The sequence below is a fragment of the Kitasatospora sp. NPDC058046 genome, assembly GCF_042885595.1.
Taxonomy (GTDB): Bacteria; Actinomycetota; Actinomycetes; order Streptomycetales; family Streptomycetaceae; genus Kitasatospora.
In genome coordinates, this window is record NZ_JBHVRS010000041.1 from 21,477 (window position 1) to 40,583 (window position 19,107).

Here is a 19,107-nt window from a genome sequence, read left to right on the forward strand (position 1 = left end):
GCGCGCGGATCGGCCGTCAGCGGTCCCGCCAGTGCTTCTGTCAGTGCTTCCGTCAGTGGTCCCGGCGGTGGACGGCGGCCGCCGCGACGGCGACCGAGGCCAGCGCCCACACCGCGTAGGTGGTCCAGGCCCCCGTGACGGTGGCCGGGTACTCGGACGGCCGCATGCCCACCATGGTGGTCCGGGCCAGGCGCTGCCAGGCGGACAGCGGCAGGGCGTGCAGCAGGTCGGCGCTCCACCGGTAGCGCTCGGTGACCAGCGAGGGGATGAAGAACAGCACCACGACGGTGCCCACCACGGCCCCCGCGCTGTGCCGGATCAGCGCGCCGAGGCCGAGTCCGACCAGGGCGCAGACCGGGCCGAACAGCACCGCCGCCGCGACGTACCGCAGCGCGGCCGGGTCCGTGACGGACTGCCCGATGCCGGTCCCGGACAGGACCGCCTGGCTGATGCCGAAGGAGGCGCCGACGGCGAGCACGCCGTAGCCGGACAGGACGGCGGCCAGCACGCAGGCCTTGGCGGCGAGCACCGCCCGGCGGTCGGGCACGGCGGCCAGGGTGGTGCGGATCAGCCCGGTCGCGTACTCGCCCGTGATGACGAGCGCGCCGAGGCCGCCCGCGACCAGCATCAGGATGTCGGCGGAGGCGGCGCCGAAGGCGTTGTTCAGCGCCACCTGCGCCATCATCACCGGGTCGTCCTCGCCCGGCGTGTAGTGGTCGCGGGTGTACAGCGCGGACTTGAGGCCGGCGGCGACGATCGCCAGGGCGCTGAGGCCGAGCACCCAGGGGACGGAGCGCAGCGACCAGAACTTGATCCACTCGGCGGCCAGCAGGTCGCCGAACCGGGCGCGCGGCTCGGCGGCGCGGGTGCCAGTGCGGGGGTCGGTGCGGGTGTCGGTGCGGGTGTCGGCGGGAACGGTGCCCAGCGGGGTGTTCGAGGAGGTGTTCAACGGGGCTCTCCGGCGGGGTACTCGACGCTGTCGGCGGTCAGGTCCATGAACGCCTCCTCCAGGGAGGCGCCCCTGGGGGTCAGGGCGTGCAGCAACAGGCGGTGCTCCAGGGCGAGTTCGCCGATCCGGGTGGCGTCCACGCCGGTCACCGCGAGGGCGCCGTCCGGGCCGGGCCGCACGGTGGCGCCGGCCGCCGTCAACACGGCTGCCAGCCGGTCGGGTTCGGCGGCCCGGACGGTGACGGTGCCCCGGCCGGCCCGGGCGGCGAACGCGGACAGGCTCTCGTCGGCGAGCAGCCGGCCGCGCCCGACCACCACCAGATGGTCGGCGGTGTGCTCCATCTCGGCCATCATGTGGCTGGAGACGAAGACGGTGCGCCCCTCGGCGGCGAGCCGCCGGAACAGCCCGCGCACCCAGAGCACGCCCTCCGGGTCCAGCCCGTTGAGCGGCTCGTCGAAGAGCAGCACCGGCGGGTCGCCGAGCAGCGCGCCCGCGATGCCGAGCCGCTGCCTCATGCCCAGCGAGTAGCCGCCGATCCGGCGCCCGCCCGCCTCGGCGAGCCCGACCTCGTGCAGCACCTGCTCGACCCGGGCGGCCGGGATCGCGTTGGTGCGGGCGAGCGCCCGCAGGTGGGCCCGGCCGGTCCGCCCGCCGTGGGCGTCGCCCGCGTCGAGCAGCGCGCCGGCGTGCCGCAGGCCGCGCGGCCTGCCGCGGAAGGGGCGGCCGTCGACGGTGACGGCGCCGGAGGTGGGGGCGCTCAGACCGAGGACCAGCCGCAGGGTGGTGGACTTGCCGGCGCCGTTGGGGCCGAGGAAGCCGGTGACCCGGCCGGGCCGGACGGTGAAGGAGAGACGGTCGACGGCGGTGCGGACGCGGTGGCCGCGGCCGTAGCGCTTCGTCAGCTCGGTGACTTCGATCATGGGCTCCACGGTGCCCGTCCGGCCCGTCCGGCCGCATCGGACCGGCGTCGACAGTGCCCGTCACCCCCGGCCGTACAACCACGGCTGGATGACGGCCTCGCCGGACCGTCGTTACGATCACGGACCATGTCACCGACGCCCTCCCCGCCGCTGCTCCGGCGCGTCCCGCCCGAGGTCTGGGTCGGCCTCGCCTGGTGCGTGGCCGCCGGCTACCCCGCCGTCCGGCTCGGCGGCGACGCCTCGCAGCACCCCGGCGCCGCCGCGCACGGCGGCTGGGCGTTCACCCTGGCCGACACGGTGGTGGCCTTCGCGGGCGCGGCGCTGGTGCGACGGCTGCCGGTGCTCTCCGTCGTCCTGCTGCTGATCGCCGCGTTCACCGAGACCGACGGGTGGGCCGGCGGCGCCCAGGTGCCGCCCGGCGCGCTGCTCGCCGTGGACGTCGCGCTCTGCCTGATCACCGCGACCCGGCCGCGCCGCACCTCGCGGGCCGCCTTCGCGCTGGTGATGGCCCTCCTGGTGGCGCACATCGGCATGGTGCACGGCAACACGGTGGGCATCTTCACCGGCACCCACATCGGCTCGGCCGACGGCGCCGCGCTGCTCGCGCTGGTCGCCTGGCTGGTCGGCCGCTCGGGACGGCAGAACCGGGAGCACGCGGCGGCGCTCGGCGCCCGGGCGGCCGAGGAGGCGGTCACCGCCGAACGGCTGCGGATCGCCCGCGAGATGCACGACACCGTCGCGCACAGCCTCGGCATCGTCGCCCTCCAGGCGGGCGCCGCCCGCCGGGTGATCGACCGTCGGCCGGAGCGGGCCAAGCAGGCGCTGGGCGAGATCGAGGCGGCCGGGCGGGACACCCTGGCGGCGCTGCGCCGGATGCTGGTCGCGCTGCGGGAGGCCGACGGCGAGGCCTCGGCCCCGGTGCCGCAGGGCCTGGCCGACCTCGACCGGCTGGCCGGGGCGACCACCGCGGCCGGGGTGCGGGTGGAGGTGCGGCGGCGCGGCGAACCGGGGCCGCTGCCGCCGGAGGTGGACCTCGCGGCCTTCCGGATCGTCCAGGAGTCGGTCACAAATGTGGTGCGGCACGCGGACACCGACGCCTGTGTGGTGGCGGTGGACCACCGGACGGCGGGGGAGCTGTCCGTCGAGGTCACCGACCGGGGGCGGGGCCTGGGTCCGGTCCGGGGGGCCGGCGGCGGGTTCGGGCTGGCCGGGCTGCGGGAGCGGGTCGCCCTGCTGCGCGGCGAGTTCGAGGCCGGGCCGCTGCCCGGGGGCGGCTTCCGGGTGGCCGCCCGGCTGCCGGTGCCGGTGACGGTATCGGCGTCGGTACCGGGCTCGTCGGGCTCGTCGGCCGGGGAGGTGGGCGCGTGATCCGGGTCCTGCTGGTCGACGACCAGCCGCTGGTGCGCGCCGCGCTGGAGATGGTGATCGCGGAGACGGCGGACGTCGAGGTGGTCGGCGAGGCAGGCACCGGGGCGGAGGCCGTCCGGCTGGCCGCCGAACTGCGGCCGGACGTCGTGGTGATGGACATCCGGATGCCCGGCATGGACGGCATCGAGGCGACCAGGTTGGTGACCGCCGACGGCGGGCCGACCAGGGTGGTGGTGCTCACCACCTTCGACGAGGACGAGCACGTGTACGCGGCGCTGCACGCCGGGGCGTCCGGCTTCCTGGTCAAGGACATGGCGCTGGACGACATCCTCGGCGCGGTGCGGGTGGTCGCCGCCGGGGACGCGCTGATCGCGCCGGGCGTCACCCGGCGGCTGATCGGGGCGTTCGTCGGGGGCCGCCCGTCGCGGTCGGGGACCGGCGGGCCCGGGCCGGGTGCCCGGGGTGTCACCGCTGCTGCCGCCGCCGTCGCAGCCGAGCGGCGGCTGGCGGCGATCACCGGGCGCGAGCGCGAGATCCTGACCCTGGTCGGCCGGGGCCTGTCCAACACCGAGATCGCCGCCGAACTGGTGCTCAGCATCGCGACCGTCAAGACCTACATGACCCGGCTGCTGGCCAAGCTCGACGCCCGGGACCGGGTGCAGCTGGTCATCCTGGCCTACGAGGCGGGCCTGGTCTCGGTGTCCGGCTGACCGGGCCCGCCGCAGAAACGATTCAGCGCTTGATCGCCACGCCCGCGTACATCGCGATGTCCTGGTCGCGGACGGGTGCGGCACCGGCGTCCGGCCGCCAGTGGTGCACCAGCGTGACGCCCGGGTCGAGCAGCTCGTAGCCGTCGAAGAAGGCCTCCGTCTCGGCCTTGTCGCGGATCTGGAGCGGGATGCCGCGCGCGTTGTACTCACGGCCGACGCCGCCCACGCCCACCGGGTCGGTGTCCCCGGTGAAGACCGTCAGGGCGAGGAAGCTGCCGGGGGCCAGGGCGTCCATGAAGCGGCGCACGATGCCCTGCGGGTCGTCCTCGTCCAGCACGAAGTGGACGATCGCGATCAGCGACAGCGCCACCGGCTGCGAGAAGTCGAGCACCTCGCGCAGCCGGGGGTTGCCGATGATCGACTCCGGGTCGCGGAAGTCGGCCTCCACGTAACAGGTGCGGCCCTCGGGCGTGCTGTCCATCAGGGCCCGCGCGTGGGTCAGCACGATCGGGTCGTTGTCCACGTAGGCGACCCGGGCCTCGGGGTCGACCGCCTGGGCGACCTCGTGCACGTTCGGCGAGGTCGGGATGCCGGTGCCGATGTCGAGGAACTGCCGTACGCCGTACTGCTCGGCGAGTCTGCGCACCGAGCGCTGCATGAACTCGCGGGTGGTGCGCATCGAGGTCGGCAGCGCCGGCCAGGCCCGCACCGAGGCGTGCGCCGCGACCCGGTCCGCCTCGAAGTTGGTCTTTCCGCCGATGAGGTAGTCGTAGACCCGGGCGGAGTGCGGAACGTCCATCCGCAGGTCCACCGACGGGTAGTCCTCGCGCGGACCGTGCTCTGCCCGGACCTCGTTCGCCATGTTCGTTCTCCCGCCGCTGGGCATCCGTCACCAACCGCCCTGGTGGCGGTTCATGGTGCGCATGGTAACGGTCGCCCGCCGCACGGGAATGACAGGGTCTCAGGCGTGCGCCTCCGGGTGCTTCGGGTCGAGCGCGTCGGCGCCCGGCTGGCGGGGGACCACGGCGCTGTCGGCGTCGCGCCGCCCGTGCGCCGCGAGTTCGAGGGCGGCGCCCGTCCAGGCGAGGCCGAAGGCCCAGGTGGCCAGCCACTCGCCCAGGTACAGCGGCCGCACCGGCCAGTCGGAGCCGACGCCCGTCACCCCGGCCAGCAGCGAGAGCGCCAGGGCGGCCAGGATCACCACCCCGGCCACCAGGTACGCCGTGCCCACCCGGGCCGGCTGGGCGGAGCGGGGGTTGCGGAAGGAGTAGAGGCAGAAGACCGCCAGCATGACGAACAGCAGGCCGGCGAAGACCAGGTGGAACACCCCGACGGTGCGGTCGAGGCCGGACCCGCCCCCGGTGTACGTCGGGCAGAGCGCGACCCCGAGCGCGAAGAACCCGGCCGCCGTGCTCCAGCGGTCGTCCCGGCGGTCGAAGCGGTAGCAGATCAGGAACACCCCGAGGGCGCACAGCGCGCCGACGAAGACGTTCCGGGTGTCGGTGTAGTACGCGCCGCTCATCGAGTTCGGCCAGAAGCCGTCGGTGCCGCGCCCCGTCAGCTCGGCGGCCAGCCAGTTGCCGAACGGCAGGGCCACCGGCAGCAGGATGCCGATCAGGCCGACGCCGAGGCGCAGGATCGCGATGGTCCGATCGTCCTGGGTGCTCCGCCGGACAGCGGGGGAGTTCTGCGTGCGCACGTCGTGAGTCACGGACGCCTCCTTGCCTTTCCACGGGCGCGTGGGCCCGCTCGTCCTCCGGCCGCGCGGGACGGGGTGGGGCGGCGTCGGACGGGCGCCGCCCCACACCTGAGCGACCGTCAACTGGTGTACCCGCATTGGCGTTCGAAGCACCACCGATTTGAGCGGTTTAGACCCCCGATGACCGTCCGGGGCGCCCCGGACGACCATTCACTACGGACCCGGAGGGCCCGACGGTTCAACTCCCGCGCGGAGAGCGGGACAGCGGCCCCCACCAGCCCCAACCGTGCCTGGACGAGCCTGGATCGATCTGTACCATTCCCTTCCGATCGGTGATCGGATCTGACAGCATCGTCCGGCGACCGGTCGCCGGTGATCCGTGCGCGGTGCGCGCACGACGCGTCCACCCGCGGCCCCTCCGGCGGCCGCCGTCCTGCTGCGCCTCGTGGAGGAGACGTGACCGCCAAGGCCGGCACCCCCGGGGCCGCCCACCGCCCGGCGCACTGGGTCCGCACCCGGCTGCGCGCCGACCCGGGCACCGCCCTGCTGACGGCGGCCCTCGCGTTCGTCACCGTCCTGCTGTCCGTGGCCGTCCCCCGCGTCACCGACCGGGGCGCGGACGCGGCGCTGCGGGACTACGTGCACCGGCAGGGCATCCACGCGACCAGCCTGCACTTCTCCTCCAAGGCCCGGCCGAGCGACACCGCCGCCGACCTCGACGCCGTCGACCGGCAGCTCGTCGAACGGGTCGGCGGGAAGCTCGCGCTGTCCCCGGCGGGCCTGGCGCACGGCTCCGTGACCGATTCCGTCCCGATGTTCAACCCGGGCTACCGCCGGGTGAGCGACAGCGCCCCGCCCAGGCTCTCCCTGGCCCACCTGGCCGGCCTCGCCGACCGGGTCACCCTGGCCGAGGGCAGCCGCCCGGGCCCCGCCACCGCCGGAGCCCCGCTGCCGGTGATGGTCAGCCGGACGGCCGCCGAACTGGTCGGCATCAAGGTCGGTGACGTCGTCGACAGCGGCAGCACCGGCCCCGACAGCCGGCGGACCGCCGTGGTGACCGGCCTGTTCCGGGTCAACGACCCGCTGGACCCGTTCTGGACCGGCCTCGGCTGCCCGGACCGCCCCTGCCTGAACATCGACCTGGAGCACGGCAACTGGCTGGGGGCCACCGGCTTCGTCGACGGCGACAGCCTGGCCGGGCTGACCGGCTGGGGCACGTCCGTCCAGAACTTCTGGCGGGTGGCCGTGGACCCGGCCCCGCTGCGCGCCGACCGGCTGGAGCGGACCCGCGCCGACGTCCTGCCCCTCGTGTCCGGGCCGGGCGTCGCGGCCCTGGCCGACGCGACCGGGCGCGCCGACCTGCGGACCGTCTCGACGCTGCCCGTCATCCTCGACCGGGCGGCCGAGCGCTACCGGGCCGCGATGGCGCTGAGCGCGATCGGGCCGGCCGGCGTCGCGGGCGTCGCCGTGGTGGTGCTCTGCCTGGCCGCCGCGCTCGGCACCGACCGCCGCGCCGCCGAACTCGGGCTGCTCCGGGCCCGCGGCGGCTCGCGCGGCGGGGTGCTGCTGCGGCTGCTCGGCGAGGGCGCGGTGACCGTGCTGCCCGCCGCCGCGCTCGGGGCGGTGCTCGCCCTGGTGCTGCTGCCCACCCCGCGCTGGGGCCTCGCGGTGGCGGCCGGCCTCGGCACGACCCTGCTCGCGCTGCTCGCCCTCCCGGCCCGCGCCGCCCTGCTGTGGGACCGCCCCCGGCCGACCGGCCGCGGGCGCCGGGTGGTCGGCGAACTCGCGCTGCTGGCCGTCACCGCCGTGGCGGTGGCCGAGGTCCGCCGGCGCGGCGTCGGCCACTCCGGCCGGGGCGTGGACCCGCTGCTGGTGGCCGCCCCGCTGCTGCTCGCCGTCGCCGGCGGGCTGCTGCTGGCGCGGATCGAGCCGGTGGCGACCGGCCGGCTGGCCGCGCTCGTCGGCCGCGGCCGAGGGCTGATCGGCTTCCTCGGCCTCGCCCGGGCCGCCCGGGACGGCTCCGGGCGCCGCCGGCCCTCCGCGCTGCCGCTGCTCGCCCTGCTGATCGCCGTCACCGCGACCGGCTTCGGCGCCACCCTGCTCGCCTCCGTGGACCACGGCAGGCTGCACGCCGGACGGGTCGCGACCGGCGGCGACATCGCCGTCTCCGTCCCGGACTACGCGACCCTGCCGGACCCGTTCCTCAAGGCCGTGGGCGGACTCCCGGAGGCCCGGAGCGCGACCGCGGTCCGGGTGGACCAGCGTGCGCGGTTCGTCGGCGCCGGCCCCAACGACTACACCAAGGTGACCCTGGTGGTCGCCGAGCCGACCGCGTACGCCGCGATCGCCCGCACCCTCGGGGCCGGCGCGTTCGACCCGGCGAAGCTCGCCGGCACCCCCGGCGGCCCGGACACCCCGGTACCCGCGCTGTTCAGCCGTGACCTGGCCGCGCGCCTGGCCGCCGGAGCGCCGACGCTGCACCTGTCCACCGCGAGCGAACTGCGCACCACCGTCGCCGGGATCGTCACCGCGACCCCGGCGCTGCCGGAGCCGGAGCAGCCGTTCGTCGTGGTGCCCAGCGGCCCCGCCGTGGAGCGCCTGCCGGAACTCGGTCGGTGGACCGGGTGGCTGGCCGTCGGCGACGGCCTCGACCCCGGGCGGATCAGGTCGCTCCTCCTGGAGCGGGGCCTGGTCGAGCCGACCGGCCTCGACAAGCTGATCGCGGACGAGGCCGCGGCGGCCGGCCGGGGCAGCCACGGACTGCCGCCCGCCTACCGGGTCGGCAGCAGCCGCGAGTACGCCGCGCAGCTCGCGGACGACCCGTTGCAGCAGGCCGCCGGACGGCTGTTCTGGTACGCGGCCCCGGCCAGCGCCGGATTCGCCGTCCTCGCCGTCCTGTTGACGCTGCTGCGGGCCGCGCCCGACCGTACGGCGGTGCTCGCCCGGCTGCGCACCATGGGCCTTCGGCCCCGGCAGGGGCTGGCGCTGATCATCGCCGAGGCGCTGCCGCGGACCCTGGCGGCCTCCGCCGGCGGCGCCGGGGTCGCGGTGCTGGCGGCCGTCCTGCTGGGGCCGGCCTTCGACCTCTCGACCCTGGTCGGGGCCGGGACGGGCGGCTCCCTCGATCCCGCGCCGCTGCCGGTGCTGCTGCCCACCGCGGGCCTGACGCTGGTGGCCTGCCTCGGGGTGGTGCTGGAGACGCTGGTCGCCGGACGGCGGCAGATCGCCACCGAACTGCGCGCGGGGGAGTCCTGAGGGGAGCGGGGGTGAGTGCGGCGAGGGGAGTAGGAACGGCGAGGCGGCCCGGTCGTGGTGACCGGACCGCCGGGTACCCCGCTGCCGAAACGATTCAGCCGGTGGGCTGCCGGGTGCGGGCGATCAGCGCGTTGAGCAGTGCGGCCCCGCGCTCGGCGTCGTCGACGCTGACCGCGAAGTCCGTGCCCCGACGGGTGCGGACCACCAGGCAGACGCCCGGGCGCACCATCACGGTGGTGCCGAGCCCGTTGATCCGGTAGCCCCAGCCGCCCGACTGCGCGGCGGTGCGCCGCTCGGCACGGGCGGAGTCGAGCTCGGCGGGGGACCAGCGGCGGGCGGGCCACCCGAACGGGCCGAAGCCGACGGTCAGGCCGCGGGCGGTCACCCGGGTCCGTACCGAGGAGCAGCCGAGGAGCGCGAGGGCGCCGACGGCGAGCGGCAGCACCAGCACCCAGTCCAGGTCGACGACCCCGCTCGCGGTGAGCAGCACCCCCGCCACCGAGAGCAGCCCGAGCACCGCGGCGGACAGCTGCAGCCACGGGTTGGCGGCCTGGGAGAGCCAGACGACCTGCTCGCCCGGCGGCACCTCCAGCGCCGGTGCCCCGGCCGCCGGGTGCCGCTCCGGACGGCCGCCGTAGCGCCGGCCCGCCAGCACCGCCAGCAGCCCGGCGAGGCCGGTGGCCAGCAGGATCAGGACCACCTCGATGCCCATCGGGGCGGCGTCCTGCCAGCGGGCGCGGTCCAGATTGGCGTGCACGATGGAGGCCTGCGCCCCCGTCAGCAGCACCCCGCCGGCCGCCAGCATCGCCGACCCGGCCCCGGGCGTCCGGCCGGCCCAGTACCGCCGCAGGACCACCGAGATCAGCACCAGGACCGCCCAGAACGCGGCCGGGAAGACCGTGGCCGCCGTCAGCGACATCGAGCCGTCCGGTTCCCGCCCGCCCCAGTGGGTGGCCAGTGGGTCCGGCAGCCGGTGGCGCGCCACCAGCGGCAGGGCGACCAGCAGCGCCAGCACCCCGACCGACCAGGCCGCCGCGGCCCAGACGGCGCCACCGGGTGCCGGTGGCCGCGCGGCGGCCGGCTCCGTGGTCGGTTCCGTGGTGTTCCCCGAGTCCGTCACGACATCCCCCTGATCATGTCCACGAGATCGTTCCTGCTGTAGCCGGCCCGGGCCGCGTCCTCGACCAACTGCCGTACCCGGTCCACCAGTTCGGAGCGGGTGTCGGCGCCGGTCGCGATCGTGATGCCGCGGCCCCGGCGGAACTCCAGCACCCCCTCGTCGCGCAGCGTGCGCAGCCCGCGCAGGACGGTGTTGGTGTTCACCCCCAGGGCCCGGGAGAGCTCCCGGGCCGGGGGCAGCTTGTCCCCGGGGGCGCACTCGCCCTCGGCGACGGCTCGTCTGATCGCGCCGGCGACCTGTTCGTGCAGTGGTCGGGTGTCCCCGATGTCCAGCTTCAGCAACATGGTGCTAGTGACGATAGCACCATTCACGTCTGGTGCCATGGCCCGGGACGGCGGAACGGGCAGCGGTGGGGGCGGGTCCCGGGACCTGCCCCCACCGCCGTCAGTGCGCTCCGGCTACCTCCGCTCGTCCTCGATCAGCCCGAACTCCTGCATCAGCTCGCCGATCTCGGTGGCCTCCAGCCGGCGCAGCAGCCGCTTGCGCAGGAACTCCGGCCCGGGCAGGTCGAGTTCGGCGCCGTCCCGGAGCCGGGTGGTGGCGGCGAGCAGCTTGCGCACGTCGTAGGTGGAGTTGAACACCTCGGGCACGCCGCGCTCGACGTCGAGCAGCCGGTAGACGGCCTCCATGCCGGTGCGCACGGAGTACTCGGTGGTGAAGATGCAGTCCCGGGTGGTCTCCGCGAACTGGCCGATGAAGGCGAAGTTGACGGCGCCCTCCGGCACCACGTCCGGCCGGTCGCCCGCGTGCCGGGGCAGGAAGAAGGACGTCACGTACGGCATCATCACCGGCACGCAGCGGGCGGCGTTCGCGGCCAGGTCGGGGATCTCGCCGACCGGGACGCCCAGGTGGTACAGCCACTCCTGGGTGATCTCCTCACCCGTGCAGTCCTGCATCGGCTTCTTCACGAAGTCGCCGGGTCGGTCGACGAACAGCGAGTAGACCCAGACCACGATCCGGTCGGCGGGCTGCTGCTTGAAGTGCGGCTGGCGGTTGACCGTCCAGCTCAGCAGCCAGGAGGAGTCCCGGGCGGTGACGATGCCGCCGGTGACCACCCCGCCGCCGAACGGGTCGCGCCGGGCGACCTTCTGGATGTAGCGCGGGATGCGCGGGTCCAGGGTGGTGACGGTCGCCGACTCCCACTTGCTCTCCGGGATGTTGCCGCAGAACACCTCGGGGCGGCCGAAGGCCGGGTCCTTGGCGGCGATCCGGCGCCACAGGTCCCAGGCCGGGGCGGGGCCCTCGTCCAGCCGGGCCGGGGTGTGCTGGTCGCCGTCGTCGGAGTTCTCGGTGAGCGAGCCGATGGTGGTGAACACCAGGTCGTCCGGGCCGAGGTCCACCCCGCCCTCCCGGCCGGCCTCCCGCCAGTGGATCCGGGTGGCCTGCTTGCGGCCGGGGGAGCCGTCGCTGCCGGGGGCGAGGTCGAAGTCGATGTCGGTGACCTCGACCTCGTAGCGGAACCGCACGCCCTGGTCCGTCAGCCAGCGGGTCAGCGGCAGGACCATCGACTCGTACTGGTTGTACTTGGTGAACTTCAGCGCGGACAGGTCCGGCAGGCCGCCGATGTGGTGGATGAAGCGGTGCAGGTAGAGCTTCATCTCCAGCGCCCCGTGCCACTCCTCGAAGGCGAACATGGTGCGCCAGTACAGCCAGAAGTTGCTGTCCAGGAAGTTCCGCGAGAAGACCTCGTCGATCCGCTTGCCCTCCAGCTCCTCCCGGGTCGCGAGGAAGACCCGGACCAGGTCCTTCTGCGCCTTGTCGTCGAGCGCGAACAGGCCGTCGGTGCGCGCGTCCTGGCCCCGCCGCTCGGTGACCCGCTGGAGCGAGAAGTTGGGATCGTCCTTGTTGAGCCAGTAGAACTCGTCGAGGACGGAGGCGCCCTCGACCTCCAGCGAGGGCACCGAGCGGAAGAGGTCCCACAGGCACTCCATGTGGTCCTCCAGCTCGCGCCCGCCGCGGACCACGAAGCCCTTCTCGGGCACCTCGATCCCGTCCAGCGCGCCGCCGGCCAGCTTCAGCCGCTCCAGGACCGTGATCCGCTCGCCGGGCACCTGGCCGTCCCGGACCAGGAACGCCGCCCCCGCCAGCGCGGCGAGCCCCGACCCGACGAACCAGGCCCGCTTGCGGTCGGCCCCCTCGGGCTTCCTCGGCCGGGCGAACGCCTCGTAGTTGCCGCTGCTGTAGTACAAGCCCGTGCTCCCTAGAACGTTCGACATCGAACCGCCCGGCGGGCATGCCGAATCCCGGCGGGCCGTCTCCATCCACCCATCCGGCGGTGATCTTCGCCCGCTGAGTAGGCCGAACGGGTGAGACGCGGGTGGTCCCGGCGGCGCGGGAACCCGGCGGGCCGCGTATGGAGCGCGTTGGGAACGCCCTCCGGGACGTCAGGAAGCCGTCAAGGAGCGCAGGTCAGCCCCGGCGCGGCGGTTGGCTGGACGACGACGGAGAACACGACCACACGAGGACGGAACATGCACGGCAACGGGCGGCACGAGGACGGCGCGGCACCCAGGGTGGTGGTCGGGGTCAGCGGCTCGCTGGGGAGCCTGGCCGCACTGCACCGCGGCGCCGCCGAGGCCCGCGACCGCGGCGCCGTCCTGGTGCCGGTGCTCGCCTGGGAGCCCCCCGGCGGCGAACACGGCTACCGGCGCTCGCCCTGCCCGCCGCTGCTCGCCGCCGTCCGGGAGGCCGCCGACCAGCGGCTGCGGGACGCCCTCGACGCGGCCTTCGGCGGCGCCGACCCCGGCGTGCCGATGCGCCCGGTGCTGGTCCGCGGCGACACCGGCCCGGCCCTGCTGCACATCGCCGACCGGCCGGACGACCTGCTGGTCCTCGGCCACAGCGGCGGCCCGCTGCGCCGCCGGCTGCGGCGCGCGGTGCCCGCGTACTGCGCCCGGCGGGCCGGCTGCCCGGTGCTCACCGTCCCGGCCCCCGAGCTGCTGCACGACCTGGAGGCCCTGCACCGCCGCACCCGCTGGCACCTGCCGGTCGGGCCCGCGCCCGAACTCCTCGCGGCGGAGCGGTAGTCCGCGGTGCGGATGTACTCGGCCCGCCCCGGCGGCACCCGCTACCACCCCGTGCTGGAGCGGCTGTCGGCCGGCACCGCGGGCAGCGTGGCGCTGCTCGCGGGCGGCGGAGTGGCGCTGGTGCTCGGCGTCCTCGGCGAACTGCACTCGGGCCCGCTGCCGTACGTCGGCTACCTGGCGCTGTGCGCCCTGGTCGGCCGCCGCTCCCGGCCGGCGGCCGCGCCGCTGATCGGCCTGGCCGCCTGGCTCTGCCGCAACGCCTTCGCCGAGCACCACCACGGCGAACTCGGCTGGGCGGGACCGTGGGTGGAGGCCGGGCACTACGCGGTGTTCACCGCCGCCGCCCTGCTGGCCGCCCTGCCCGCCGCCCTCCCGCGCCGCTCGGTGCGGGTGGCGCTGCTGCGCCCGGACCGCCCGGTCTGAGGCGCGGCCTGTGAACGGTCCGCCCGTACGGACGGACCGCGCCGAGGAACCGGGGCTCCGGCCGGTATCCGGAGCCCCCCGGTGAACCGGTGGGGACAGGTGGCCGGGCGCGCGGAGCGGTCGACGGTTCGGACAGCGGGCCCGCCCGTACGGACGGGCCCGCCGCGACCGCCCCGCGCGCCCCGGTCACAGGCGCGTCCCGGTCGGAGACACGGGGACGCGTGGGGGCGCGCGGGGGACGCGCGCCTACAGCGTGAGCATCGTGCGGTGCGCCACGGTGGTGTCCCGCAAGGGTTTGAGCGCGAGCCGGACCAGGGCCAGGGCGTTGTCGTCCCCGGCGATCCGGTTGGCGCTCAACTCGCCGCAGGACAGGCACTGGTGGATGATCATCCACTCGCCGTCGGCGCGGACCGACAGGCTCAGCACCGTCATCCGGCCGCCGCAGCCCGCCGCCCGGTCGCCGGGTGTCCGGCCGTCGACATGACGGCTGGCCAGGCAGTTCGGACAGTGGTTGCGGTGGGCGGTGCCGGGGGCGTCCAGCGGGACGTCCAACCGGCAGTCCACGCAGCGGAAGGCGTGCGCCCGGTGCCCGCCCTGCCCGTGCAGGACGTCCTTGTACCGCTGCGGGCGGCGGTCCCGCCGACCCCCGCCGCCGGTGTTCTTGCGTCGTGGCATGGTTCGGTCCTCCCTCTTCCGGGCGCGCTTCAGAGGGTGCCGAACGCTTCGAGCGGGAACGGCGGTTGGGCGAGCGGACGGACGGCCATCCGCATCAGGACGAGCTGGTTGTCGTCCGTGCAGACCGGGGTGGACGTCAGCTCGTCGCAGCGCACGCACCGGTGGACGACCGTCCAGTCGCCGGTGCGCAGCACGGCGATGGCGATCGGCGACATCCGGCCCAGGCAGTCGCTCGGCCCGCCCTCGACGTGGTCGAGGACGTGCTGGGAGTGCAGGCAGGACGGGCAGTGGTTGCGCCGCGTGCCGTCGGCGGCGTAGGTGGAGACGGTCAGACCGCACCAGGTGCAGGCGAAGGTGGAGGTCTTCAGAACGGGGGGAGTGCTGGAGGTGCTGGACACCCGGGGTGCTCCTTGCTGGGGGGTTCGTGCAGTGGCAGCAAGAGCAGGCCGAGCGGCCTCGACTGGTCGTCAGGCGATGCTCGTCAGACGGTGGTCGTCGGACGGTGGCGAGGCGCACTCGGCGCGATCCGGGACATCAAGACACCCTCTCCGGTCGGGCGGCAGCCCGGGTCGATCGGTACGGAACGGCGTCAGCCTAATCACGCCGGTCGCCCGGGCGCCAACGGTTTTCTCCCCGCTCCGGCCCTCGTCGCGGCGCCGGACATAAGGGCGCGCACGATGTCGGTATGGAGGCGACCAGGATGCCGTCGGCGCTCGGTCCCGGCCCCGGCCCTGCCGACGGTCCGGGCTCCCGGTCAGTCGTCGGCGGGCAGCTCCGCCGGGACGGCGAGCACGTCGACCAGGGCCTCGCCGCGCAGGACGGTGAGCGGGAGCGGGCGGCCGATCGCGTCCGCCAGCATCAGGCGCTGGAGCGCCTGGGCGCTGCCCATCGGCTCGCCGGCGGCGGTGAGCAGCAGGTCGCCCTCGTGCAGCCCGGCGCGGTCGGCGGGCGCGCCGGGCACCACCTCGACGATCCGCAGGCCGGTGCGCTGCCCGCTGCGGTGGCGCAGGGCGGGCGGCAGGGGCGCGGGCACCCCGGCGAGGCCGAGGTAGGCGCGGCGGATCCGGCCGTCGGCGAGCAGGGCCGCGATGATCCGGCGGCTGGTGGCGTCGATCGGGACGGCCAGGCCGAGCCCGTTCCCGGCCACCGCCGTGGTGATGCCGACCACCCGGCCGTCCGCGGTGGCCAGCGCGCCGCCGGAGTTGCCCGGGTTGAGCGCGGCGTCGGTCTGGATCACGTTGTCGATGACCCGCACCGCGCTGCCGGAGCGGGCCGGGATCGAGCGGCCCAGCGCGCTGACCACGCCCGCCGTGACCGACCCGGCCAGGCCCAGCGGGTTGCCGACGGCCACGACCAGCTGCCCGACCCGCAGACCGGTCGCCTCGCCGAGCGTCACCGGCGACGGGGTGGGCCCGTCGGCGCGCAGCACGGCCAGGTCGGAGAGCGGGTCGGCGCCGATGGTGTGGAAGGGGGAGGTGGTGCCGTCGGCGAAGGCCAGCGTCCCGGCGTCGGCGTGGCCGACCACATGGGCGTTGGTGAGCAGGAACCCGTCCTCGGTGAAGACCACCGCCGAGCCGAGCGCGGTGCTGAACCAGCCGCCCCGGCCGCGCCGGGGCACCTGGAGCGCGGCGACCCGCGGGGTCAGCGCGGCGGCGACGGAGGTGACGACCCGGGAGTAGGCGTCCAGCGGCGCCTCCGCCTCGGGGACCAGGCCCGGCCCGGGGAGCGTGTCGGCCATGGTGCTCACCCCTCTCGCGGGCGCGGTTCTCACGATGGCACCAGATGGCAACAACGGTGGGGCGCCCGGTCTTCCGGGCCCGCCGCCGGCGCCGTCCTGACGCTTTCTTGACGTGCGGAAAAGACCCAAGAGAAGGAAAAGCGAGCGTATAGTCCGAGTAAAGCCGCAGTCGTGGGAGGGCCGATGGAAACGACCGTGCCGGAGCCTGACCGGCGGGACTCGCCGGTCTCACCGAACTCGCTGAAATCACCGGATTCGCCGGACTTGCCGGATTCACCGGTCTCGGCGGGCGACCCGGCCGCGCCGGGTGCCCTCGACCCGCTGCTGCGCCCCACCCGGGAGGCGCTGCTGGCCCGCCGCGCCCACCCGGCCCCGCGCTGGAAGCGCCTGCTGCAGCCGGGCCCGTCCGGTCCGGCGGCCTGGATCCGGCCGGAGGCCGACGCCCAGGCCGAGCGCCTCGGACGCCGTACGCCCGGCACCGAGCACGTCCTGCTCGCCCTGCTGGCCGTGCACGAGGTGGCCCGCCACGAGCCGCGGCCGGTGGAGGAGGACGGCGCCGGCGAACTGCTCGCCGGTCTCGGTCTCGACTACGTCAGGGCGCACGCCGCGCTCGACTCCGGCGAGGTGACGCTGCCCGCCGACCCGCGCTCGGTGGAGGCCTACCTGGCCGACGTCGCAGGTCAGGGCACTGATCGGTTGCTCCGGGCGTTGATGGAGGAGGACACCCGGGCCCGACGCCTGGTCGACGCCCTGCGGGGCTGAGGGCTACGCGCCTGGGGCCCGCGTGGCCGCGACAAGCCGAGAAGAAGGGACACCCCGATGCACGTCACCCTCGCCGAGGAGCTGATGCTGCTCTCGCTGGACGACGAGTCCGGCGTGGCGAAGGACGCCGCCACCGCCGCCTGGGCCGCCGCGGGCGGCATCCTGGCCGAGCTGGTGCTGGCCGAGCGGGTCGCGATCGAGGAGGGCCGGCTCACCGTCACCGACCGCACCCCGACCGGCGAACCGCTGGTGGACGGCCGGCTGGCCCGCCTCGACGAGTGGGCCGCCGGACGCCGCTCCGGCAAGGCCAAGGCGGCCGACTGGCTGACCAGGGACCGGTCGACGGTGGTCGCCGACACCGTCGCGCGGCTGTGCGAGCGCGGCCTGGTGGTCGAGGAGCGCCGCCGCGCGCTGGGCATCTTCCCGGTCCGCCGCTACCCGGAGGCGGACGGCGGCGCGGAGCGCGAACTGCGCGCGCGGCTGGCCGCGGTGGTGCTGGACGGCGCCGAACCGGACCCGCGCACCGCCGCCCTGGTGGCCCTGCTGCACGGCTCCCGGCTGCACGGGCTGGCCTTCCCCGAGCTGCCCCGCAAGCAGGTCGAGCCGCGCTTCGCCGAGATCGCCGCCGGTGACGGGGCGGCCGATTCCGTCCGCGAGGCGATCCGGGCCGTGCAGCTCACCATGGCCGCCGTCACCATCGCGACCACCGTGGCGGCGACCACCGCGGCCACCGTCTGAGCGCGTCGGGCGGGCCGGCGGGCCGGGCGCGGCCCGCCCGCCCGAGTGCGTCGTACCGCTCAGAGCACCGCGGCGCCGAGGGTGATCGAGCCGAGCACCACCAGCACCCCGAGCGCGAGGAACCCGTACTCCAGCCCCGCGCGCTCCCGCCCGTCCACCAGCACCTGCCGCGGGTCCGCCGGGTCGTAGCGGACCGGGACGAAGCCGCCGTCCGGCAGCGGGTGGCGGGCGGTGGAGGGGACGGGGGAGAAGACCTCGACCACCCGGCCGTCCTCGGTCTCGAACTGGAGCAGTGGCCGCGGCGGCAGCGCGCGGTCCTCCGGCGCCGCGGCGCGCTCGCGCACCAGCGCCCGCACGGGGACGCCGACCCGGCGCAGCCGCCGCAGTTCGCGCAGGCCGACCACCCCGGCGAGGTAGGCGACCACGCCGCCCAGCGCACCGAACACCACCACGGCGAACCCGGCCGTACCGCCGCCCATCGCCGCCTCCCTCTCCGACCCGTCCGACCCCGACTGACCTTGACCGACCCTGTCCGGGGCTCCCCCAGGGCTCCAGTATCGCGCGGGGAGGCACTCTTGACGCCTCGGAATGGTCCAGTCCACTCTGGGCGACGGCATGTTCCTGTCGCCACCGGCCCCGTCCTCCGGCCGGCCCCGACCACCGCAAGGAGCACCGTCCGTGACCAGGCGCCCCGTTCTCCTCGCCGCGCTCACCGTCCTCACCCTCGGCAGCGCCGCCCCCGCGGCCGTGGCCACCGACTCCGCCGCCCCGGCGGCCGTGGTCAAGGTCGGCACCGCCAAGCAGCTCCAGAGCGCGCTCGCCGCCGCCACGCCCGGCCAGACCATCCAGCTCGCCGACGGCACCTACACCGGCACCTTCAAGGCCACCACCCCCGGCACCGCCGTTGCCCGGATCACCCTCACCGGCTCGGCGAAGGCCGTCCTCACCACCCCCACCGGCGGCGGCTACGGCCTCCACCTCGACGGCGCGAGCTACTGGACCGTCCAGGGGCTGACCGTCACCGGGGCCCAGAAGGGCATCATGGCCGACTCCGCCGACTACGTCGTCCTCGACGACGTGACGGTCCACCACACCACCATGGAGGGCGTGCACTTCCGCAACTCCAGCGCCCACGGCACGCTGCGCGGCTCGCGCATCCACGACACCGGCCTCAGCCGGGACGGCATGGGCGAGGGCGTCTACGTCGGCACCGCCAACACCCTGAGCGACCACAGCGACTACGTGCGGATCACCGGGAACACCTTCGGCCCGAACATCGGCGCCGAGAACGTCGACCTCAAGGAGGGCACCGTCGGCGGCCTCGTCTCCGGCAACACCTTCGACGGCGACGGCCTCACCGGGCGCAACTACGACGACTCCTGGGTCGACGTGAAGGGCAACGGCTACGTCATCGAGAACAACACCGGCCGGCGCACCACCGACGACGGCTACCAGGTCCACAGCGTCCGGCCGGGCTGGGGCTGCGGCACCGTCTTCCGGGGCAACCGCTCCGACCTCACCGGCGCCACCGGCCCGGACCGCTACGCGATCGACGTGACCGACTACGACGCGGCGAACTGCACGGTGACGATCGGCGCGGGCAACACCGTCACCGGGGGCCGGGGGCTGGTGAACCCCGGCATCCCGGTGGGCTGAGGCCGGAC

At 75.4% G+C, this 19,107-nt stretch carries 19 protein-coding genes; 8 read left to right on the forward strand and 11 right to left on the reverse strand.

Annotation, left to right across the window (positions count from 1 at the left end):
* Nucleotides 1-52: 52 nt before the first annotated feature.
* Nucleotides 53-949 (reverse strand): ABC transporter permease subunit, encoded by an 897-nt coding sequence (locus tag ACFVU7_RS42975; RefSeq protein ID WP_388051912.1) that lies wholly within the window; start codon nt 947-949, stop codon nt 53-55.
* On the reverse strand, nt 946-1,869 hold the full coding sequence (locus ACFVU7_RS42980; RefSeq protein ID WP_388051915.1) for an ATP-binding cassette domain-containing protein: 924 nt from the start codon (nt 1,867-1,869) through the stop codon (nt 946-948). Before ACFVU7_RS42980 ends, ACFVU7_RS42975 begins: the two co-directional genes overlap by 4 nt.
* Nucleotides 1,870-1,995: 126 nt before the next feature.
* On the opposite strand from ACFVU7_RS42980, the gene ACFVU7_RS42985 reads away from it, so the two are divergent.
* On the forward strand, nt 1,996-3,237 hold the full coding sequence (locus ACFVU7_RS42985) for a sensor histidine kinase (protein ID WP_388051918.1): 1,242 nt from the start codon (nt 1,996-1,998) through the stop codon (nt 3,235-3,237).
* A 50-nt stretch (nt 3,238-3,287) separates the two neighbouring features.
* On the forward strand, nt 3,288-3,947 hold the full coding sequence (locus tag ACFVU7_RS42990; protein WP_049658752.1) for a response regulator transcription factor: 660 nt from the start codon (nt 3,288-3,290) through the stop codon (nt 3,945-3,947).
* A gap of 22 nt (nt 3,948-3,969) precedes the next feature.
* On the opposite strand, the gene ACFVU7_RS42995 is transcribed toward ACFVU7_RS42990, so the two are convergent.
* Both ACFVU7_RS42995 and ACFVU7_RS43000 read right to left on the reverse strand, forming a co-directional pair.
* On the reverse strand, nt 3,970-4,809 hold the full coding sequence (locus tag ACFVU7_RS42995) for an SAM-dependent methyltransferase (RefSeq protein ID WP_074005743.1): 840 nt from the start codon (nt 4,807-4,809) through the stop codon (nt 3,970-3,972).
* Between the two features lie 99 nt (nt 4,810-4,908).
* Nucleotides 4,909-5,658 carry a hypothetical protein gene (locus tag ACFVU7_RS43000; protein WP_387974018.1) on the reverse strand — a complete coding sequence of 250 codons (750 nt, stop codon included), beginning with the start codon at nt 5,656-5,658 and terminating at the stop codon, nt 4,909-4,911.
* Between the two features lie 444 nt (nt 5,659-6,102).
* Between ACFVU7_RS43000 and ACFVU7_RS43005 the strand changes: the two genes are divergently transcribed.
* Nucleotides 6,103-8,901 carry a hypothetical protein gene (locus tag ACFVU7_RS43005; RefSeq protein ID WP_388051921.1) on the forward strand — a complete coding sequence of 933 codons (2,799 nt, stop codon included), beginning with the start codon at nt 6,103-6,105 and terminating at the stop codon, nt 8,899-8,901.
* A gap of 94 nt (nt 8,902-8,995) precedes the next feature.
* Here the strand turns inward: ACFVU7_RS43005 and ACFVU7_RS43010 are convergent, their stop codons facing one another.
* The 3 genes from ACFVU7_RS43010 to ACFVU7_RS43020 form a co-directional block, all read right to left on the reverse strand.
* Nucleotides 8,996-10,021, reverse strand: coding sequence for a DUF1648 domain-containing protein (locus tag ACFVU7_RS43010; RefSeq protein ID WP_388051924.1), 1,026 nt, complete (start codon nt 10,019-10,021; stop codon nt 8,996-8,998).
* The gene (locus ACFVU7_RS43015) at nt 10,018-10,365 is read right to left on the reverse strand and encodes a GntR family transcriptional regulator (protein WP_074005740.1); all 348 of its coding nucleotides are present in this window, start codon (nt 10,363-10,365) and stop codon (nt 10,018-10,020) included. The genes ACFVU7_RS43010 and ACFVU7_RS43015 overlap by 4 nt, the downstream gene beginning before the upstream one ends.
* Before the next feature lie 114 nt (nt 10,366-10,479).
* The gene (locus ACFVU7_RS43020) at nt 10,480-12,270 is read right to left on the reverse strand and encodes an oleate hydratase (RefSeq protein ID WP_375875706.1); all 1,791 of its coding nucleotides are present in this window, start codon (nt 12,268-12,270) and stop codon (nt 10,480-10,482) included.
* 282 nt (nt 12,271-12,552) lie between these two features.
* Here ACFVU7_RS43020 and ACFVU7_RS43025 point away from each other — a divergent pair, with 282 nt between their 5' ends.
* Together ACFVU7_RS43025 and ACFVU7_RS43030 are read left to right on the forward strand one after the other, a co-directional pair.
* Nucleotides 12,553-13,107 carry a universal stress protein gene (locus tag ACFVU7_RS43025; RefSeq protein WP_074005738.1) on the forward strand — a complete coding sequence of 185 codons (555 nt, stop codon included), beginning with the start codon at nt 12,553-12,555 and terminating at the stop codon, nt 13,105-13,107.
* A gap of 6 nt (nt 13,108-13,113) precedes the next feature.
* Nucleotides 13,114-13,530: a hypothetical protein gene (locus ACFVU7_RS43030; protein WP_143204713.1), complete on the forward strand. Its 417-nt coding sequence runs from the start codon at nt 13,114-13,116 to the stop codon at nt 13,528-13,530.
* Nucleotides 13,531-13,776: 246 nt separating this feature from the next.
* On the opposite strand, the gene ACFVU7_RS43035 is transcribed toward ACFVU7_RS43030, so the two are convergent.
* The 3 genes from ACFVU7_RS43035 to ACFVU7_RS43045 all read right to left on the reverse strand — a co-directional run bounded on the left by ACFVU7_RS43035 (nt 13,777) and on the right by ACFVU7_RS43045 (nt 15,943).
* On the reverse strand, nt 13,777-14,205 hold the full coding sequence (locus tag ACFVU7_RS43035; protein ID WP_074005737.1) for an RNHCP domain-containing protein: 429 nt from the start codon (nt 14,203-14,205) through the stop codon (nt 13,777-13,779).
* A gap of 29 nt (nt 14,206-14,234) precedes the next feature.
* The gene (locus ACFVU7_RS43040; RefSeq protein ID WP_380777866.1) at nt 14,235-14,603 is read right to left on the reverse strand and encodes an RNHCP domain-containing protein; all 369 of its coding nucleotides are present in this window, start codon (nt 14,601-14,603) and stop codon (nt 14,235-14,237) included.
* A 356-nt stretch (nt 14,604-14,959) separates the two neighbouring features.
* The gene (locus tag ACFVU7_RS43045; protein ID WP_388051929.1) at nt 14,960-15,943 is read right to left on the reverse strand and encodes a S1C family serine protease; all 984 of its coding nucleotides are present in this window, start codon (nt 15,941-15,943) and stop codon (nt 14,960-14,962) included.
* Between the two features lie 264 nt (nt 15,944-16,207).
* Between ACFVU7_RS43045 and ACFVU7_RS43050 the strand changes: the two genes are divergently transcribed.
* Together ACFVU7_RS43050 and ACFVU7_RS43055 are read left to right on the forward strand one after the other, a co-directional pair.
* Complete coding sequence (locus ACFVU7_RS43050; protein WP_388051932.1) at nt 16,208-16,705, forward strand: Clp protease N-terminal domain-containing protein; 498 nt, start codon at nt 16,208-16,210, stop codon at nt 16,703-16,705.
* 57 nt (nt 16,706-16,762) lie between these two features.
* Nucleotides 16,763-17,443 (forward strand): GPP34 family phosphoprotein, encoded by a 681-nt coding sequence (locus tag ACFVU7_RS43055; protein WP_388051935.1) that lies wholly within the window; start codon nt 16,763-16,765, stop codon nt 17,441-17,443.
* 59 nt (nt 17,444-17,502) lie between these two features.
* Here ACFVU7_RS43055 and ACFVU7_RS43060 read toward each other — a convergent pair whose 3' ends face one another.
* A complete protein-coding gene (locus ACFVU7_RS43060) occupies nt 17,503-17,922 on the reverse strand; it encodes a DUF3592 domain-containing protein (RefSeq protein ID WP_117492909.1) in 420 nt (139 codons plus the stop codon).
* Nucleotides 17,923-18,121: 199 nt separating this feature from the next.
* Here ACFVU7_RS43060 and ACFVU7_RS43065 point away from each other — a divergent pair, with 199 nt between their 5' ends.
* Nucleotides 18,122-19,099 carry a right-handed parallel beta-helix repeat-containing protein gene (locus tag ACFVU7_RS43065; RefSeq protein ID WP_388051938.1) on the forward strand — a complete coding sequence of 326 codons (978 nt, stop codon included), beginning with the start codon at nt 18,122-18,124 and terminating at the stop codon, nt 19,097-19,099.
* Nucleotides 19,100-19,107 lie beyond the last annotated feature (8 nt).

What these genes read in the sequence shown, in the direction of transcription:
- ACFVU7_RS42980 (WP_388051915.1), bottom strand. Translation starts at nt 1,869, where the DNA reads ATGATCGAAGTCACCGAGCTGACGAAGCGCTACGGCCGCGGCCACCGC.
- ACFVU7_RS42985 (WP_388051918.1), top strand. Translation starts at nt 1,996, where the DNA reads ATGTCACCGACGCCCTCCCCGCCGCTGCTCCGGCGCGTCCCGCCCGAG.
- ACFVU7_RS42990 (WP_049658752.1), top strand. Translation starts at nt 3,288, where the DNA reads ATGGTGATCGCGGAGACGGCGGACGTCGAGGTGGTCGGCGAGGCAGGC.
- ACFVU7_RS42995 (WP_074005743.1), bottom strand. Translation starts at nt 4,809, where the DNA reads ATGGCGAACGAGGTCCGGGCAGAGCACGGTCCGCGCGAGGACTACCCG.
- ACFVU7_RS43015 (WP_074005740.1), bottom strand. Translation starts at nt 10,365, where the DNA reads ATGTTGCTGAAGCTGGACATCGGGGACACCCGACCACTGCACGAACAG.
- ACFVU7_RS43025 (WP_074005738.1), top strand. Translation starts at nt 12,553, where the DNA reads ATGCACGGCAACGGGCGGCACGAGGACGGCGCGGCACCCAGGGTGGTG.
- ACFVU7_RS43035 (WP_074005737.1), bottom strand. Translation starts at nt 14,205, where the DNA reads ATGCCACGACGCAAGAACACCGGCGGCGGGGGTCGGCGGGACCGCCGC.
- ACFVU7_RS43045 (WP_388051929.1), bottom strand. Translation starts at nt 15,943, where the DNA reads ATGGCCGACACGCTCCCCGGGCCGGGCCTGGTCCCCGAGGCGGAGGCG.
- ACFVU7_RS43055 (WP_388051935.1), top strand. Translation starts at nt 16,763, where the DNA reads ATGCACGTCACCCTCGCCGAGGAGCTGATGCTGCTCTCGCTGGACGAC.
- ACFVU7_RS43060 (WP_117492909.1), bottom strand. Translation starts at nt 17,922, where the DNA reads ATGGGCGGCGGTACGGCCGGGTTCGCCGTGGTGGTGTTCGGTGCGCTG.